At 37.9% G+C, this 16,244-nt stretch carries 12 protein-coding genes; 6 read left to right on the top strand and 6 right to left on the bottom strand.

Annotated elements, in window-relative coordinates; genetic code table 11:
• The first annotated feature begins 76 nt into the window (after positions 1-76).
• Positions 77-2,308, top strand: coding sequence for a metallophosphoesterase family protein (locus EGI26_RS15950; RefSeq protein WP_255079981.1), 2,232 nt, complete (start codon positions 77-79; stop codon positions 2,306-2,308).
• A 20-nt stretch (positions 2,309-2,328) separates the two neighbouring features.
• Here EGI26_RS15950 and EGI26_RS15945 read toward each other — a convergent pair whose 3' ends face one another.
• Positions 2,329-3,744, bottom strand: coding sequence for an ATP-binding protein (locus EGI26_RS15945; protein ID WP_255079979.1), 1,416 nt, complete (start codon positions 3,742-3,744; stop codon positions 2,329-2,331).
• Between the two features lie 264 nt (positions 3,745-4,008).
• Here EGI26_RS15945 and EGI26_RS15940 point away from each other — a divergent pair, with 264 nt between their 5' ends.
• On the top strand, positions 4,009-5,520 hold the full coding sequence (locus EGI26_RS15940) for a serine hydrolase (RefSeq protein WP_255079978.1): 1,512 nt from the start codon (positions 4,009-4,011) through the stop codon (positions 5,518-5,520).
• Between the two features lie 2 nt (positions 5,521-5,522).
• On the opposite strand, the gene EGI26_RS15935 is transcribed toward EGI26_RS15940, so the two are convergent.
• Positions 5,523-7,199, bottom strand: a complete 1,677-nt coding sequence (locus tag EGI26_RS15935) for a GH39 family glycosyl hydrolase (RefSeq protein ID WP_255079976.1) — start codon at positions 7,197-7,199, stop codon at positions 5,523-5,525.
• Between the two features lie 122 nt (positions 7,200-7,321).
• On the opposite strand from EGI26_RS15935, the gene EGI26_RS15930 reads away from it, so the two are divergent.
• Complete coding sequence (locus tag EGI26_RS15930) at positions 7,322-9,400, top strand: molybdopterin-dependent oxidoreductase (RefSeq protein ID WP_255079974.1); 2,079 nt, start codon at positions 7,322-7,324, stop codon at positions 9,398-9,400.
• 93 nt (positions 9,401-9,493) lie between these two features.
• A complete protein-coding gene (locus EGI26_RS15925; protein WP_255079973.1) occupies positions 9,494-9,958 on the top strand; it encodes a DUF4190 domain-containing protein in 465 nt (154 codons plus the stop codon).
• Positions 9,959-9,971: 13 nt separating this feature from the next.
• On the opposite strand, the gene EGI26_RS15920 is transcribed toward EGI26_RS15925, so the two are convergent.
• Complete coding sequence (locus tag EGI26_RS15920; RefSeq protein ID WP_255079972.1) at positions 9,972-11,594, bottom strand: S41 family peptidase; 1,623 nt, start codon at positions 11,592-11,594, stop codon at positions 9,972-9,974.
• Between the two features lie 321 nt (positions 11,595-11,915).
• Between EGI26_RS15920 and EGI26_RS15915 the strand changes: the two genes are divergently transcribed.
• On the top strand, positions 11,916-12,515 hold the full coding sequence (locus tag EGI26_RS15915) for a hypothetical protein (RefSeq protein ID WP_255079971.1): 600 nt from the start codon (positions 11,916-11,918) through the stop codon (positions 12,513-12,515).
• A 90-nt stretch (positions 12,516-12,605) separates the two neighbouring features.
• Here EGI26_RS15915 and EGI26_RS15910 read toward each other — a convergent pair whose 3' ends face one another.
• Positions 12,606-13,469: an SDR family oxidoreductase gene (locus EGI26_RS15910; protein ID WP_255079969.1), complete on the bottom strand. Its 864-nt coding sequence runs from the start codon at positions 13,467-13,469 to the stop codon at positions 12,606-12,608.
• 117 nt (positions 13,470-13,586) lie between these two features.
• Between EGI26_RS15910 and EGI26_RS15905 the strand changes: the two genes are divergently transcribed.
• Entirely contained in the window at positions 13,587-13,982 is a 396-nt protein-coding gene (locus EGI26_RS15905) for a helix-turn-helix domain-containing protein (RefSeq protein WP_255079968.1), read from the top strand.
• 101 nt (positions 13,983-14,083) lie between these two features.
• On the opposite strand, the gene EGI26_RS15900 is transcribed toward EGI26_RS15905, so the two are convergent.
• Together EGI26_RS15900 and EGI26_RS15895 are read right to left on the bottom strand one after the other, a co-directional pair.
• Positions 14,084-15,028, bottom strand: coding sequence for a polysaccharide deacetylase family protein (locus tag EGI26_RS15900; protein WP_255079967.1), 945 nt, complete (start codon positions 15,026-15,028; stop codon positions 14,084-14,086).
• A gap of 343 nt (positions 15,029-15,371) precedes the next feature.
• Positions 15,372-16,226, bottom strand: coding sequence for a hypothetical protein (locus EGI26_RS15895; protein ID WP_255079960.1), 855 nt, complete (start codon positions 16,224-16,226; stop codon positions 15,372-15,374).
• Between the last annotated feature and the right edge of the window lie 18 nt (positions 16,227-16,244).

Raw genomic sequence — 16,244 nt, 5'->3', positions numbered from 1 at the left:
TTAAATTATTGTGACAGAAGTCAAAATCCCTTTAAAATCTCTATCTCACAATTTCTTTTTATTAATTTTGAATATAATGCAATTACTATTGAAGACTTTCCTCTTTATTCTTTTGACTTGTTGTTGTGCTTCTGCCCAGTCTATTTTGGTTACATCAGGAGATACATGGAAATATCTCGACAATGGCTCTGACCAAGGAACAGCCTGGCGAAATGTAGGATTTAACGATGCATTGTGGGCATCTGGAAACTCCGAGTTAGGTTATGGAGAAGGCGACGAGACAACAGTAGTGAGCTATGGAGGCAATCCAGACACAAAACACATCACTACCTATTTTAGGAAAGTCGTTACGCTTTCGAGTACTTACAACAGCTTTATTTTAAGAGGAAAAAGAGACGATGGTGTTGCTATTTATTTCAATGGCGTACAAATATTCAAAGATGGTCTTAACGAGCCAATACTTTATAATACACTTGCTACAAACGCCGCTGACGATGGGCAGGTTTGGCTAAATGCTACTTTGCCGGGCAATATTCTACAGGTTGGGCAAAACACCATTGCGGTGGAAATTCATCAAACGGCCATAAACAGTTCGGATATTACATTCGACTTTGAATTAATTGGCCAAAACAGCACTTATATTTCGAGAGGGCCGTATTTGCAGATGGGTACCACAAACAGTATGCAGGTTAGATACAGAACAAATGTAGCTACAAGTTCAAAAATAAATTATGGAACCGATCCTAGTAATCTCAACAGTCAGGTTTCGGACAACATAGATAAAACGGAACACGTAGTTGACTTAATTAATCTTATTCCGAACACCAAATACTACTACAACGTTGCCAATTCTACTGAAGTAATACAGAGTTCGGCTCAGCACTATTTTTACACAGCCCCAACTGTGGGCACCGAAAAGAAAACCAAAGTTTGGGTAACTGGTGATTGTGGAACAGGCACAAGTACTCAAGCAAATGTAAAAAATGCTTTTCTAAACTACGTAGGAAACAGTTATATAGACCTTTGGCTTCTTCTGGGAGATAATGCTTACAGTTCTGGACACGATTACGAGTATCAGTCTTTGTTTTTTGAACCCTATCAAAACAGCCGAACGATGAAGCAAACCCCGATTTTTCCTGCACCCGGCAATCATGACTATTATAGTTCATCCCAAGCCAGCAGAAGCGGGGCTTATTTTCAGAATTTTACACTACCAACCAATGGCGAAATCGGTGGACCGCCTTCTTACAATGAAGGGTATTATTCTTATAATTACGCCAATATTCACTTTATAAGTCTAGATTCTTACGGAACAGAAACTGCAAGTTTATATCGCTTATCTGATACGCTTAATAGTCCACAAATAGCATGGTTAAAAGCCGATTTGGCTGCAAATACTCAAAAATGGACGATCGTTTATTGGCATCACCCTCCTTACACCATGGGCAGCCACAATTCAGACACAGAGCTAGAGCTTCGGTATATTAGAGAAAAAGTGCTCCCCATTCTTGAAAGAAACAACGTAGATTTGGTTCTTTGTGGCCATAGTCATAACTACGAAAGAACACGCTTAATAAAAGGGCATTACGGATTGGAAACTACTTTCAGTGCCAATACCCACAACCAAAGCAGCTCTTCTGGAAGATACGATGGCACTGCAGATTCTTGTCCATATGTAAAATCCTCCGCTTTACCCAACAAGGGCATCGTTTACGTAGTATCCGGCTCTGCCGGGTGGGTGAGCGGTATTCAGGGAAGTTATCCGCATGATGCAACAGTATATTCCAATTCTGCAACGGGCGGCTCTATTTATCTCGAAATAGAAGGCAACAGACTAGATTCTAAGTGGATTTCAGAAAATGGAACCGTAGCCGACCAGTTTACGATTATGAAGGATGTGAATAAAAACACTGAGGTTGTTATTACGCCAAACACTCCAAGCCTAAGCCTTCAAGCATCTTGGCTGGGTGATTATGCCTGGAATGGTTATTCCAATACAGCCAAAACATTGACAATTAATCCCGTTATTGGACAGAGCTATTTTGTAGAGGACAGTCGGCAGTGTTTGAGAGATACTTTCACTATTAAAGTAAATCCCAATTGTGTCAACAACTATCAAATGACCAATGAAATTGGTGGAAACTCCTTGATAAAGTTCGAAGCAAGCCAAACCATTTCTGCTTCAAATAAACTTCAAAATGGTACGGGAGTTACTTATAATGCAGGTAATTCGATATTACTTTCGAATGGATTTCAAGCCAACTCGGGTGCTGTTTTTAAAGCCGAAATTAAGTCTTGCGAAAATTAAACTTTGAAGGGTTCCCTTTCTTAAAACAAATCGTCCATAGTCAATTCGTTTTGAATGATGGACTTAGCATATTCGTTTGGAGTAATGCCATAAGTTGTAATCATGGCCAAAAAAACGCTTTTTCGTGTTTTGGTTGCTTCTTTAAATATACTTTGCTTTGTTCTGAGTTTTAAATCATACTCCTTTGTAATGGTAAAGGGGCTGGTAGAATATTTTATCTCGAACAGGTTAATTATCCGATCTTTTCGGTCTATTACCAGGTCTATTTGAGTACCTCCTATCTCCGCATCAGCCGATTTTGACCAAGTGCTTGTTTCGCTGTAAACTCCCTCAATTCCCAACTTTCGCTTGATATTTACTGTGTGATCCCAACATACTTGTTCAAACGCCAAGCCCGCCCATGCATACGTATTCCCTGAGTCAATCATACTTGTCCATACGCCTTCAGCATATTTTGATGAGTGTTCGATAAACTTAAAATAAAATAAGGTGTAATAATCCGCTATTACGTATATCTTCTTATTCTTATTTGTTCCTGTCGGCACGTATGATTTTAAGAAACCACTCTCTTCTAATTCGTTAAGTTTTAAACTAAAATCTCCACTCGACTCCCACCCTAAATGTTTGATTATCTGGTCACGCGTAGCCCTGTTTCCAAGCAGAAATACCGCCCTTAGTAGTTTTTCGTGCTTTTCAGAGTTGTTAAATAGCGACGAAAACACAAATTGAAACTCATTTCTTAGTTGTCCGCTTGGACTAAAACATATTTTCTCGATATTTTGAGCAGCACTCAATCCTTTTTGAACCTGCTCTAAATAAAATGGAATACCCCCAATGGTCATGTAAATATTGATAATTTGATATCTGTCCAAGTTTATTCCTTGAGATTTAAACAACGTTTCGGTCTCGGCCAAAGTAAATGGCTCTATCTTAAAACGATGCGTAATTCTATTATATAAACCCCCTTTGTTTCTGATAAGCTTGTTTATCATCCAAGAAGCTGCCGAACCGCACACAAATAGCTTTAGCCCACTTTGGGAACTTGCCCACGAGTTCCAAAAAAAATCTAGTCCAGTCATAAAATCTGATTTTTTCGTGTCAAACCACGGCAATTCATCCAAAAACAATATCTTATCTCCTTCTATTTTAGAAAGCTCTTTTTGTAGAAAAGAAAAACATTCTAACCAACTTTTGGGTGGTTCGTATGATGCAGAAAATTGATTATTTATAAATAATGTAAAGTTTAATAACTGCTTTTGGGTATTGCTATTTGCCAATCCAGTGGCATAAAAAGTAAACTTTTGATTAAAATATTCTTTGATTAAAAACGTCTTTCCCACTCTTCTTCTACCATAAAGTGCCACAAAAGCAGGTTTATCATTATTCATGATTTCTCTAATTCTATCTTGCTCTGGCTGTCTCCCAATTATTTTCATTTCTGTATCTATTACTTCATAGTGTTATAAATAAACACGATTTAATTGATTTTTATTTTCCAAAACTATAAAAAATGTTGTGTTTTGGAAAATATTGTAGTTGATTATTTTCCAAAACTATAAAAAATATTGCGTTTTGGAAAAATTAATGGCGATTGATATGCTTTTTTTAACCCTCTATTCAGAATTTCTGTGTCACGACAAACAGTTGAATCCGTTTCTTTTTTATATATTTAAGTTTTGAAAAATCGCCTCTTCCAAACTATGACAAAACTAAGCTACTATCTGTTAGGAATTATTTCCTTTTGTGTGTTGCAAAAAGTTTCCGCTCAATCGTCTGCCGAGCAAATGGCTAAGATAAAAGCCGCCCTACCCATTATTGATCAAATTTGTAAAGAAAATGCAGAGAAAAATCACCTGCCTAGCTTGGTATATGGGTTGGTAGTAGATGGACAAATTGTACATTTCAATGCTCTGGGTGTTGCAAACTTATCCGAAAAAACACCTGCCAGTCAACAATCGGTCTACCGTATTGCATCTATGTCAAAGAGCATTACAGCTATGGCTATCTTACAACTTAGAGATGCCGGAAAACTACAATTAGACGATCCCGTACATAAATATATTCCTGAAATAAAAGGACAAAAATACTCGGCAGATTCACCTGAAATCACAATTAGACATTTATTAACACACGCAGCTGGTTTTCCAGAAGATAATCCTTGGGGCGACAGGCAACTGGCCATTTCAGACGAAACGATGCTTAAAATGTTCAAAAAGGGCATTTCTTTCTCAAATACGGCTGGAGTGAGCTACGAATACAGCAACATGGGCTTTGCTATGCTGGGCTATATCATCAAAAAAGTAACTGGTGAAACCTACCAAAACTATACCATAAAGTACATTCTGAAGCCACTGGGTATGAACAATACCTACTGGGATTATACCAAAGTGCCGAAAAGTCAACTGGCTATCGGGTACCGCTGGCTTGATGACCAATGGGTGGAACAACCCATGCTGGGCGACGGTGCTTATGGTGCCATGGGCGGTATGCTGACCACCATAGAGGATTTTGGAAAATATATGACCTTTCATCTTTCTGCTGCGACCTCCGATAAACCAGAATCTAAAGTATTGAAAAGAAGCTCACTACGAGAAATGCAGCAACCTTGGAATTTTGCTCTGCTGAATGTAGAAAACAAAAATGCTCAAGGAAACCCGTGCCCATTTGTACAGGCTTATGGCTATGGCCTACGTTGGGTACAAGACTGCGAACACAATATCAACATCGGCCACAGTGGTGGGTTGCCAGGCTTTGGGAGCAACTGGAAAATTTTGCCCCAATATGGAATCGGGTTTGTGTCATTTGCCAATCGCACCTATGCTCCGGCAAATGCTTTGAATACCCAAATTATGGACACATTAATCGCCTTGGCAGATTTAAAACCTATTTCTTGGGCTGTTTCTGAAGTATTAAAAGAACGACAAAAGCAACTAGTTTCTCTGCTTCCATCTTGGGAAAAAGCCGAAGCCTCAGGAATTTTTGCAGAAAACTTCTTTTTGGATTACTTCACAAATAGCCTAAAAAAAGAAGCGGAAGCCATCTATCAAAAATCTGGTAGAATTGTGCGAGTAGGTGAAATGATGCCAGAAAATGCACTTCGTGGGTCGTTTATACTAGAAGGAGAAAACGCAAACGTAAAAATTAGTTTCACGCTTTCTCCCGAAAAACCAGCTTTGATTCAAGAATATCATATTTCTGAGGTCAAAAAATAGTTCTACCAATCCATTTTCAACAAAGAAACCCCTTGCCTTGGCAAAATAACGTTCATTTTTAAAATGCCATTTTTGGGTTTTAGATAAACAGGCGAGGTCAAAAGTGTCAACTGACCTGCTTTCTCCAAAATGCTTATTTGCTCTTTGGACGGGCTTTGGGGAGAACCCATTTTCTTCCAAACCTCATAAGAATTGCTGTTTTCATCATCAATTCTGTAATGCTGCAAATTGATGGTTTTGTTTGGTAATCCTGACAAATTCAGTTCTATAGTCGCATCCTCGGCTTTTACGTCGTCGTCGTGATAATTCCAGAGCATCACGGCTGCCGAATTTACATCTTTGCTGGCTAAAGCATCAATATCAGCATTTTTTCCTCTAACGCTCGAGTCTCTCACCATCTCGAAAGTATAGCTTTGGTTACCTTTTACGTTCACTCTTTGTCCCGACATTAGCCCAAACATTCTGAAGACATTCAAAACTGGTTTGTCTATGCCGTTGGTTGCCAAATCTCTGAACCCATAGAAATAGGGTTGATTTTCAAACTCAAAAGACCAACTCACCGCTCCCAAAAGATTGGCTTTGAAATGGTCTGCCAAAGCGTATTTTCTGGCAAAAGATGCTGCAGTGTAACTCGAATACATCGTACCATTTCTGTATGCATTCTGTGGATTAGTTTTCATTCCGCAAGCTGCACAACCTTCTGGGTCCGATTCTCCAATAATTATTGGTAGTTTTTTGTATTTCTCAAAAGAGGTAACAATCTTGAATCCTTCCGAAATATCCCTGAGCTGAGTACCCATGTTCATTTGTACATGATTGTCTACAATTTTGGGTGACCCTTTGGCATGAAAACTTATGAAATCAAGTGGAGAGCCAATTTTGCCAGTAGCATAATTTTTTTCGGTACTACAATGAGTCAAAAAATATTTTAGAAAATCTGCCGCCTTGGTCCAACTTGGCCCTGTCGTTTCTGGCCCACCCATTCTGATGGTGGGTAATGCCCTTTTGGCAGCATCTGCTGTGTAATCATAAAGTTTACAATATTCTTGCACTGTTCCGCTCCAATAACCAATGTTTGGCTCATTCCACAGCTCCCAATACCAACTTTCTACCTCCGCTTTTCCATAGCGTTCTACCGAATGCTTTACCCAAGCATACACCAAATCGGCCCATTTTTTATAGTCTTTTGGCGGGAATGTCCAGCCTTTGTAGATATCGTTGTAAGGCATACCGGGCTTCCAACCGTGCTCATAAGGTTGTGGTTTGGTAGAAAGAGCCTCGGGCATAAAGCTAAACTGAGCCAAGGGCTTTATGCCTCTTTGCAAATAGGTATCAACTATTTTATCAACTATTGTCCAATCATAAACTGGATTTCCTTTGGCATCTTCTGTATAAACATTGGTAGAGCCCCACTTTAGTGTAAGGGTATCATGGCCTGAATTGAGCATACTGTGTGCTCGAAAATATACAGGAACAGGACTCAATGCCGACAACTCAGAAAGCAACTTTTTGCCATCTTTCATATAAGCATAGTTCGGTTCGTCTGCACCAAAAAACGCCCAAAAGGGATACATTTTGCCTATGGGTTTATTAAAATCGACATTTATGGTTTTCTTTTCTTGCGAAAAACTGAGGTTTGCAGTAAGCACTGCAATAATTAAAAACGCAATTTTTTTCATTTATCAGGTTGAATTTTAAGCATGAAATTAGGGAAAAATAAGTACTTATTTTCCTGAATTTTTCTTTTAAAAGCATAAATCCCGAAAAATCACTAATTTGCTTAAAATCAACCTTAAAATCAATGGAAACGCATTTCAGAACTTGCAACCTTTGTGAGGCCATGTGTGGCTTGAAGATTACGTATGAGAACTCAGAAATCCTGAAAATTGAAGGTGACTTTGAAGATACATTTAGCCGGGGGCATATTTGCCCGAAAGCCAATGGTCTGAAAGATATTTTTTTAGACAAGGACAGGCTGAAATTCCCGATAAAAAAGACCGAAAATGGCTGGCAACAAATTTCTTGGGATGAAGCCTACGGATTGATGATAAGTAAAACCAAGGAAATTCAAGGAAAATACGGAAGGGATGCCATTGGAGTTTACCAAGGCAATCCAACGATTCACAACCTCGGCACCACGATGTTTGCTCCCGATTTTTTTAGATTGCTGAAAACCAAAAATATGTTTTCTGCTACCTCCACAGACCAACTCCCGCACCATTTTGCTTCGTGGCTAATGTACGGCCACCCGATGCTCTTGACTGTGCCAGATATTGATCATACCGATTATATGCTCATCATTGGAGGCAATCCGCTTGCCTCAAACGGTAGTATGATGAGTGTGCCCGACGTTGCACACCGCCTTGAGGCAATTAAAAGTCGTGGTGGAAAATATGTGGTGATTGACCCAAGAAAGACAGAAACAGCCAAACACGCCTCTGAGCATTTTTTCATAAAACCCAATACCGATGCCTTCTTTTTGATTGCCTTGGCGAAAGAAATTTTGGCCATAAAGAATCTCGAATTGGATGAATTGAGGTTTACTGGATTAGACCAACTGAAACAGGAAATAAACAAATTTGACCTTGGTGACATCGAACAAATAACTGGTATTTCGAAAGAAACAATAAGAACAATTGCGAATGATTTCTGCGATTCACCCACAGCTGTTTGTTATGGCCGAGTTGGCGTTTCGACACAAGCTTTTGGTGGTATTTGTCTATGGTTAATCAATGTTATCAACATCGTTTCTGGCAATTTCGACAAAAAAGGTGGAGCAATGTTTACGCTGCCCGCCATAGATTTTATAGGAAATGCGAAACCCAAAGATAGGTTTTCGAGATGGAAAAGTCGCGTGAGTGGATATCCTGAGTTTATTGGAGAATTGCCCGTAGCTGCTCTGGCTGAAGAAATACTGACCGACGGCGACGGGCAAATAAAAATGTTGTTTACGAATTGTGGAAACCCTGTTTTGTCCACATCAAATGGTGTTCAAGTAGAAAAAGCCCTGGAAACGCTCGATTTTATGGTTTCTTTTGATATTTATCTTAACGAAACCACCTGCCATGCCGATTTGATACTGCCACCAGCTACTGGACTAGAAAACCCACATTACGACTTGACTTTTCATGTATTGGCCATCAGAAATACGGCGAAATACAGCCCTCCCCTTTTTAATAAGGCCGAAGGAGCCAAGTATGATTGGGAGATTTTTCAAGAATTACGAAACTTGTTTTTAGAAGAAAACCAAGCCATTGTTCAGCCAGAAGTTAAGTTAGATTTGGGTCTAAAATACGGTCCATACCAACTCTCGATGGAGGTTTTAAAACAAAATCCGCATGGTATTGACCTTGGAGCATTGAAACCTCATGCGGAAAATCGAATTCAGCAAAAGATAAATCTTTGTCCTGACTTATTAGCCAATGACCTCTCCAGATTGCTGGATTCTAAACATGAATTATTTGCTACGGATTCTAAACAGTTTTGGTTGATTGGCCGACGACATCTCCGTGACAATAACTCTTGGATGCACAATTCTGCAAAACTCATGAAAGGCAAAAACCGTTGTACGCTTTTGATTAATCCTGCAGATTCAGAATTTTTGGGTTTAAAAGAACACGAAACGGCTGTTGTTACATCAAGAGTTGGAAAAGTTGAAATTCCGGTTGAAATCAGTGCGGACATTATGCCCGGCGTAGTGAGTATACCTCATGGCTATGGACACCATAGAAAAGGCATAAAGCTAGACATTGCCGAGCAATATGCTGGTGTGAGTATTAACGATCTTTCAGATGAAAAAGTAATTGACCAATTAACCGGAAATTCGGCTTTTAGTGCTGTGAGGGTTAGCGTATTTTCATTGCTTGATTTGAAGAGATAAAACGTCATTAGTAATTAATTACCTTATAATAAGTTTTTTGATTGTTTGCTCTTATTCTCTCTAAAATGCATTATTTTAGTAAAAAATAATCCCATGTCTTGCAAAATAAAATACATTATCCTAATTACTCTTTTCAGCCTAATTGGTCTATCTAATTTGTCTTTTGGCACAACGGAAACTCCAGTTCAAAACAGTATAAAGCTAGATTCGCTTATCAAAATACACACCGCAGAAGGCTTTGCTCGAGACAGCACCAATGTCAAGAAATCTGAATATGAATTATCTTCAATTGTTGGCTTTTCTGCTTCTCTGACGGCCATTCTATCCTATGCTCTTTATTTTTTCCGTGCTCTAGCTAAACTTCAAGTACTGTTTAATCCGGTATTGTTAGGAATAGTTGGCCTCGTTTTTAGCATCATAGCAATTGTCAGAATCAAGAAAAACAAAAGAAAAGGCAAAAAGCTTGCTAGGGCGGGCATTATTCTAACGATTCTTCACGCACTTGGTCTTGTAGGCTTTATAGTTCTTTTAATGATTGCTTTTAGTGGCCACAACTAAATTTTTTCTAAAATCAAAACTTACTCAAACCAACTTTTATCATATTATCATCTTGATTTATAATCTGATAAAACTCGTTAGTCAGGCCCGTTTTTTCGTTATTTTTCCAAACATTTCTGGCAATTAGAGCTTTCATGTGTGTTTTTATAAATGCTTTAGATTTCTGATATTCCTTTTCTGAAAACCTTACTTGGTTTTTCGTTCCCATGGCTTTTATATCAAAGAGCATTTTATCATCGACTTGAAAGCTTTTCAGGTAGTTTTCAAAACCCATAGCTTGTAATTTTGATGAATTTTGAACTGTATAGTTTAAGCTATATTCTCTGAAAATATTTTTGGCGAACATGTCCACCAAATAGGCGGTGTAATAGCTGGTATCTTGTGGCACAAAAACATCTGGCGTGATGCCGCCTCCACCGTAAACTGTCCGACCACCTTTGGTTTTGAATTTCAGTTTTTGATTTGATTTTATACTGTCTTTCACAAAAAGCTCTTTGCTGGCATATCTGTTGTGCATATCTTCCATATAATCTTCCGTTTTGCCCAACTCATACGGTTTCTGGATACTTCTTCCACTCGGTATATAATACCTCGAAATCGTCAATCTTAGCTCTGAACCATCTGAAAGCTGTATGGGTGCTTGTACTAATCCTTTTCCAAATGTTCTTCTTCCGACAATGGTCGCACGGTCAAAATCTTGGAGCGAGCCACTTACAATCTCCGACGCCGAGGCACTACCTTCGTCCACCAAAACTACTATTTTGCCTTTTTCAAAAATGCCTGATTTTGAGGCTTTTACTTCATAATTGTTTGAACGGTCTTTACCTTTGGTATATACAATGACATCATTTCCGCCTACCAATTCATCCACCATGTCAGTAGCTCTGTCCATATATCCACCTGGATTTCCTCTTAGGTCAATCATCAATTGAGTCATTCCCTTGGTTTTTAATGCCCCCAAATGTGCTTTAAACTCATCATAGGTGGTTTCGGCAAAGCGATTAACTTTGATGTAACCCGTTTTTTTGTCGGGCATCATGTAGGCGGCATCTATGGAGTAAGTCGGTATTTTGTCTCTTTTTACGTTGAAAGATAAAAGTTTCGGCGTTCCTTTTCTTTTTATGATCAACTTCACTATTGAGTTTCTTGGGCCTCGAAGACTTTTAAAAACCACATTGGAGTTTAGGTTTTTACCTGTAAGATTTATAGTGTCCGCTTTGAGAATAATATCGCCTGTTTTTATACCAATGGCTTCTGAAGGGCCGCCCACAAGCGGTGAAACCACAAAAAGAGAGTCGTTAAAAATGTTGAACTCCACCCCTATTCCATCAAAACCATTGTGCAAGTCTGCACTGGCCAGCTCAGCATCTTGCGGAGGTAAAAATGCTGTATGTGGGTCCAGTTTTTCGAGCATTTTTTCTATGCCATATTGCGAAAGCGAATCAATGTTAACATCGTCAACATAGCTTTTATTGATGTGCATCAGCACCTCTTTAAACACAGAATTGGTACCTCCGGCATTTGAAATGAATGTTTTTTTTCCAAAAAAATTGGCTCCCAATACTATTCCTATAACCAACGAAATGGCAACCGCAATGGGTAAGATTATTGACTTTTTATCGTTTTGATAATTCATTTATTGATATGACAATTGATACATTTAAGAACGCAAATTACCCAATTTTTTATCTAAACTGGTATTTTATAGATGGGTTTATATGCCATTTAATCAAGATTCTGTTTTTTTTTAAAGCAAACATCTATATTTTCAAATGAAACTTTTACCTTTAGAATACATTTTGTAGATGGTATAGAAACGCAGGACGCTAAAATAAGTTTCGGCATACAACGTTTAATATCGAAAAATAGTCAGTTTATATTCTGTAAAGATACTATTTGCAGTAAAAAAAGACTGGTTTTGAATAAGAAACAGTGCTTTGTTACCCATAAATTTTTTGTGAAAAAAACCATAATTACACTTTTAATCCTGATTTTTTCTTTGGAAGGAATTGGACAAATCTCGTATCGCACTAGATACCAAAAGGCTATTTTTCTCGAAACTTTCGCTGTTAGTCCTATCTTTTCTTTGAACATGGATCATGCTGTAAATCGCCGCATGAAATCCTTCACGGATATCAGATATGGTATTGGCTTTGTCCCCGGCTCTAAAAATCTAAATAAATTTGGTTGGAGTGACAATGGGGTATCACTGCCTATGTCTGTTACCCAGAATATTTTGGTGAATAATCTAAAACGAAGAATTAAACAGCGGGTTTCGTTAAAATGCAAATCAACCCCTTCAAAAATATCAATAGAATGGTTTGCTGAAGTTGGTGCTGCCTACACGCCTGTGTTTTATGGGATTTCAGAGCCTCGGCATAACTTCTCGGGTATAATTGGTCTGCGGCAACAAGTGGTTTTTGATATTCCGCCAAAACCAAAAGTTATATTCTTAAAACTACAATACACCCCAAAATATTATAAAGGCAGTTTCTCTTGGAATCCGATCACTGGGTCTACCAACATTTTTGGTATGAGTTTGGGATTTTCTATTTGAGTTTATTCCTTCAATATTTTGGTTATTAAAAACAAAGCTCAGGTAATCCCAATTAGAAATACCTGAACTCATTTCGAAACTAATGTAAAATCAAAGCGTATATGCGGCTTTCAAATATGTTTTTATATTAGTTGGTGTACGTTCTAAAAACTTCTCAAGACTTCCATAGATTTTGTTAAAGTCGTTGTTTTTGATACCTGCGGCAAATAGAACAGACATCTGAATGATAGGTTCTGGCAAACCAAACTGCTTTAATGCTCCTACAAATACCTCATTTTCTGGGTTTATGTAGCTTACGTCTTTTCCTGAAAGCTCCGACAGTATAGCTGCCACTTCTGCAAATGAAATCGTCTCCGAACCTGTCAAATGATATGTTTGGTTTTCGTGTCCTTCGCTCATCAAAATATTCGCTGTAGCTTCGCCAAGATCTTCTCTTAAAGCAAAGGCAACTTTGCCCTGCCCCGCAGGAAAGAAAACACCCGTTTCTACCACATTTTCTCCCAAAAACATTGGTATTACCTCTGCATAAAGACTGTTTTGAAGAAATGTGTAGCTCAAGCCGCTTACTTTTATGTATTCTTCTGTAAGATAATGATCCTCCAAAAATGGCTTTAAGGGCGATGTTTGAATGTCATTCATCGTTACGCCGGTGTAAAGTATGTGCTTCACCCCTGCTTTTACAGCTGCGTCTATAACGTTTTTGTGCTGCCCAAGGCGGTCGTTGAAATCGTTTGACGAAATCAAAAGTAATTTTTCTACCCCTTGAAATGCTGCCAATAAACTATTGCTATTATGATAGTCTCCTACTCTTACATCTATGCCCTTTGCAGTTAAATGCTCTGCTTTGGCTGCATCTCTTACCAAAGCGGCTATTTGGCTGGTTGGTATTTTCTCCGATAATTTTTCTATTACAATCTGCCCCAATTGTCCCGTCGCTCCTGTTACTAGTATCATTTTTTTGTTCGTTTTGATTATTAATGCTCAAAAGTATATTACATTTGCTATATAAAATATATCAGTATACTTTTGTATAGTGGTATTGTAAAGTATAGTTATTTGATTATCAACAAGATGAAATTCTTTGAAAAACTAGAAACCGTCAAAAAGTGTCCAGTATCATACGTATTGGCAGTACAGGATACGCTCAATGCTTTCCATGGAAAATGGAAAATGCCTATCATTGGTACATTGCTTTTTGGCAAAAAACGATTTAAGGAAATAGAACGTGAAGTAAAAAAAATTACACCCAGAATGCTTTCTCAAGAATTAAAAGACTTAGAAGTAAACGGCATAGTGACCCGTACGGTGTACAATACCACACCTGTAACGGTAGAATACGAATTGACACCATCTGGCCAAGAGCTACACCTGGTAATGGAGGCCATGATACACTGGGGGCTGCAACATCGCCAAACCAATATTATGGAAAGCTTGCCAGCATTGAATATGGGTAGACAGAGTGCGTAAGAAATTTAAATATTAGGTCGGTACCGAAGGTCAGACCTGTGTGTATTTATACGTTCTTTACTATTTCAGGTCCGACCTGCGGTGCTGACCTTACTCTCTAATTACTTCTGATTGCTTAAGTCTGCCACATATTTGGGTGTTTCGGGGTCTCCTTTGAAGAAATCTCCTGCTTTGCCTTGTGAAATGGCCCAGCGATCAAGCCACGAAATGCCGTATTTACCAAATTTTGATATGGGTGTTTTATAGGCTTCGTCCATCATCGTTTCATCCATTGAAATAAATTTATAGCCGTTTTTGGTATAGATTTCGGCTAATTGTTGGACATAATCGGCATTCAAAAGGCTGGCGTGAATGAGCAATATTTGTGGAATTTGTCTGCCAAAAAGTGCCTGAGACATCTTTTCGTAGTAAAAAATCTTTTGCTCCATGTAGCTGATATAGTCTTTTCCAATCATTTGAGCTAAAACCGTATCTTTCTTTATCAAAGCTTTTTGGTAGGCATTGGCAAAGAGGTAATCTTCGTTGTCAATCGTAACTGGGGCGGTGATATAATGGTGCTTTTTGAGAAAGTTCTCTAAAGAATCTGCCCGATCTTTTGTTGCTCCAACATGCAAAAATGGATGCCGAAAATACTTCATTTCCTTGTTGTATTTGCGAAGTAATGCTTTGGTGATTTTCTCTCCTTTCAATATTTCTGCCGTATAATCACCAAAATCCACATTGTTGAAATCTTTGTGGCGAAGCGTATGATTGCCCAAATCCATTCCATATTTCAGCCATTTCTCGAGGTTCTCCTTTTGGAAAGCAATGACTTTTCCTTTGGCATCATACATTTTACCCTCATTTACAAAGCCTATTGCTTGTATTTCATGCTTTTTTAAGCCTGTTAATAATTTGTCTGTGATTTGATTATGAAATTCAGGCATATTAATTCCGTAATTCACCACCGGGAGGTCATCAATGCTAAAACAGACTTGCTTTTGTTGGGCAAATAGTGGGGAGGTGGAGAGAAAAAGGAGAATTAGTAGGGTTATTATTGTTCTCATTGGTGTTTGATTTCTCTGGGTTTGTTATTCCTTCGGAAATTTAGAGAATTTTTGGTTTGTCTTTTTTATTTCACGCACGTTTTCTGCGGGTGAAACCCGCTGTTCACACCTACGAAGGCAATAGCCTTCGCAGAGCTGGCTTGCTTTTGTTGGGCAAATAGTGGGGTTGTGGAGAGAATGAGGAGAAATAGTAGGGTTATTATTGGTTTCATTTATCGTAGATTTACTTCGAAACTTAGAGAATTTTGGTATATCTTTAATATTACATCGCCTCGTTCTGCAGGTGTTACTCACTTTGAACTCCTACGAAGGTAGTGAGCTTAACAGACCTGTGAATTTTTGATTAAGTCTCATAAGTAGACGATGAATCAAAACTTGATTTATAACTCTTGTCTTCCCATTTCTCTCTGCTAAATATTACATTGCCAGATATAATTCTTTGGTAATTTATTTTTGGCAAAAAGTGATTTATCAATAAATCCCAGATAGATACATAATCTGAAATATTATAAAGTTTCCATTTGACTATTTCTGCGGCGTTTTCAATACCCATTTGAATTCCAGCATTTCTTTTATCTAGGGAGTCTTTTAGAAATACGCCATTTAAGTTCTGCTTGATTTCTCCAACAGAAAGCTCGTCTCCCCAATATTCGGTAAAAAAGACATTAAAATCGTTTTTCAAGAAAAAAGATTTTATCTGGGCGGCAGAAGGTATAAATTCTTTTTTTAGTTCGATAGTTATCACATCATTACTTAAAAACTTTTTTACTGGTTTCGATGTAACTTCAAGATTTTCGAATAGGATTTTTTCGCATTCAAATTCTGTTCTTAAAAACCGAATATCTTCTTCTGTTCCAAAAACAAATGCTAACTTAAATTCTGTATTAGATGGATCAAATCCAATGTGAGTGTATTGCTCTCTATTTTTATGTAAATAAGATACCAGCTCTGTAATGCTCGGTTTATCCACAAAATTAACTTCAAAGTCGTTCACTTTTAATAGTGATAATACAATATTATGTACTTCGTGCTCATCTTGTAAATACTCACCGTAGCCATCATAAAAACTTAAATTTATTCTCAGCTCATTGCAATTATCCAGAAGATGAAAGTCCAAATTTTCAAGATTGTAGGTTGACCAAAATTTATTTTTTAAAGTATCATACAATTCTTCTTTTGATAAAATTTCTGTAATCATTTTACTCATTTTTTTTTA

The organism is Lacihabitans sp. CCS-44 (assembly GCF_024343735.1).
In the GTDB taxonomy this organism is placed as follows: Bacteria; Bacteroidota; Bacteroidia; order Cytophagales; family Spirosomataceae; genus Leadbetterella.
Note: the sequence above shows the minus strand (reverse complement) of the source record. Positions and strands in the feature narration are given on the sequence as shown.

Excerpts from the sequence above, each read along its gene's own strand:
- EGI26_RS15950 (WP_255079981.1), top strand. The coding sequence starts at position 77 with ATGCAATTACTATTGAAGACTTTCCTCTTTATTCTTTTGACTTGTTGT.
- EGI26_RS15945 (WP_255079979.1), bottom strand. The coding sequence starts at position 3,744 with ATGAAAATAATTGGGAGACAGCCAGAGCAAGATAGAATTAGAGAAATC.
- EGI26_RS15940 (WP_255079978.1), top strand. The coding sequence starts at position 4,009 with ATGACAAAACTAAGCTACTATCTGTTAGGAATTATTTCCTTTTGTGTG.
- EGI26_RS15935 (WP_255079976.1), bottom strand. The coding sequence starts at position 7,199 with ATGAAAAAAATTGCGTTTTTAATTATTGCAGTGCTTACTGCAAACCTC.
- EGI26_RS15930 (WP_255079974.1), top strand. The coding sequence starts at position 7,322 with ATGGAAACGCATTTCAGAACTTGCAACCTTTGTGAGGCCATGTGTGGC.
- EGI26_RS15925 (WP_255079973.1), top strand. The coding sequence starts at position 9,494 with ATGTCTTGCAAAATAAAATACATTATCCTAATTACTCTTTTCAGCCTA.
- EGI26_RS15920 (WP_255079972.1), bottom strand. The coding sequence starts at position 11,594 with ATGAATTATCAAAACGATAAAAAGTCAATAATCTTACCCATTGCGGTT.
- EGI26_RS15910 (WP_255079969.1), bottom strand. The coding sequence starts at position 13,469 with ATGATACTAGTAACAGGAGCGACGGGACAATTGGGGCAGATTGTAATA.
- EGI26_RS15905 (WP_255079968.1), top strand. The coding sequence starts at position 13,587 with ATGAAATTCTTTGAAAAACTAGAAACCGTCAAAAAGTGTCCAGTATCA.
- EGI26_RS15900 (WP_255079967.1), bottom strand. The coding sequence starts at position 15,028 with ATGAGAACAATAATAACCCTACTAATTCTCCTTTTTCTCTCCACCTCC.
- EGI26_RS15895 (WP_255079960.1), bottom strand. The coding sequence starts at position 16,226 with ATGATTACAGAAATTTTATCAAAAGAAGAATTGTATGATACTTTAAAA.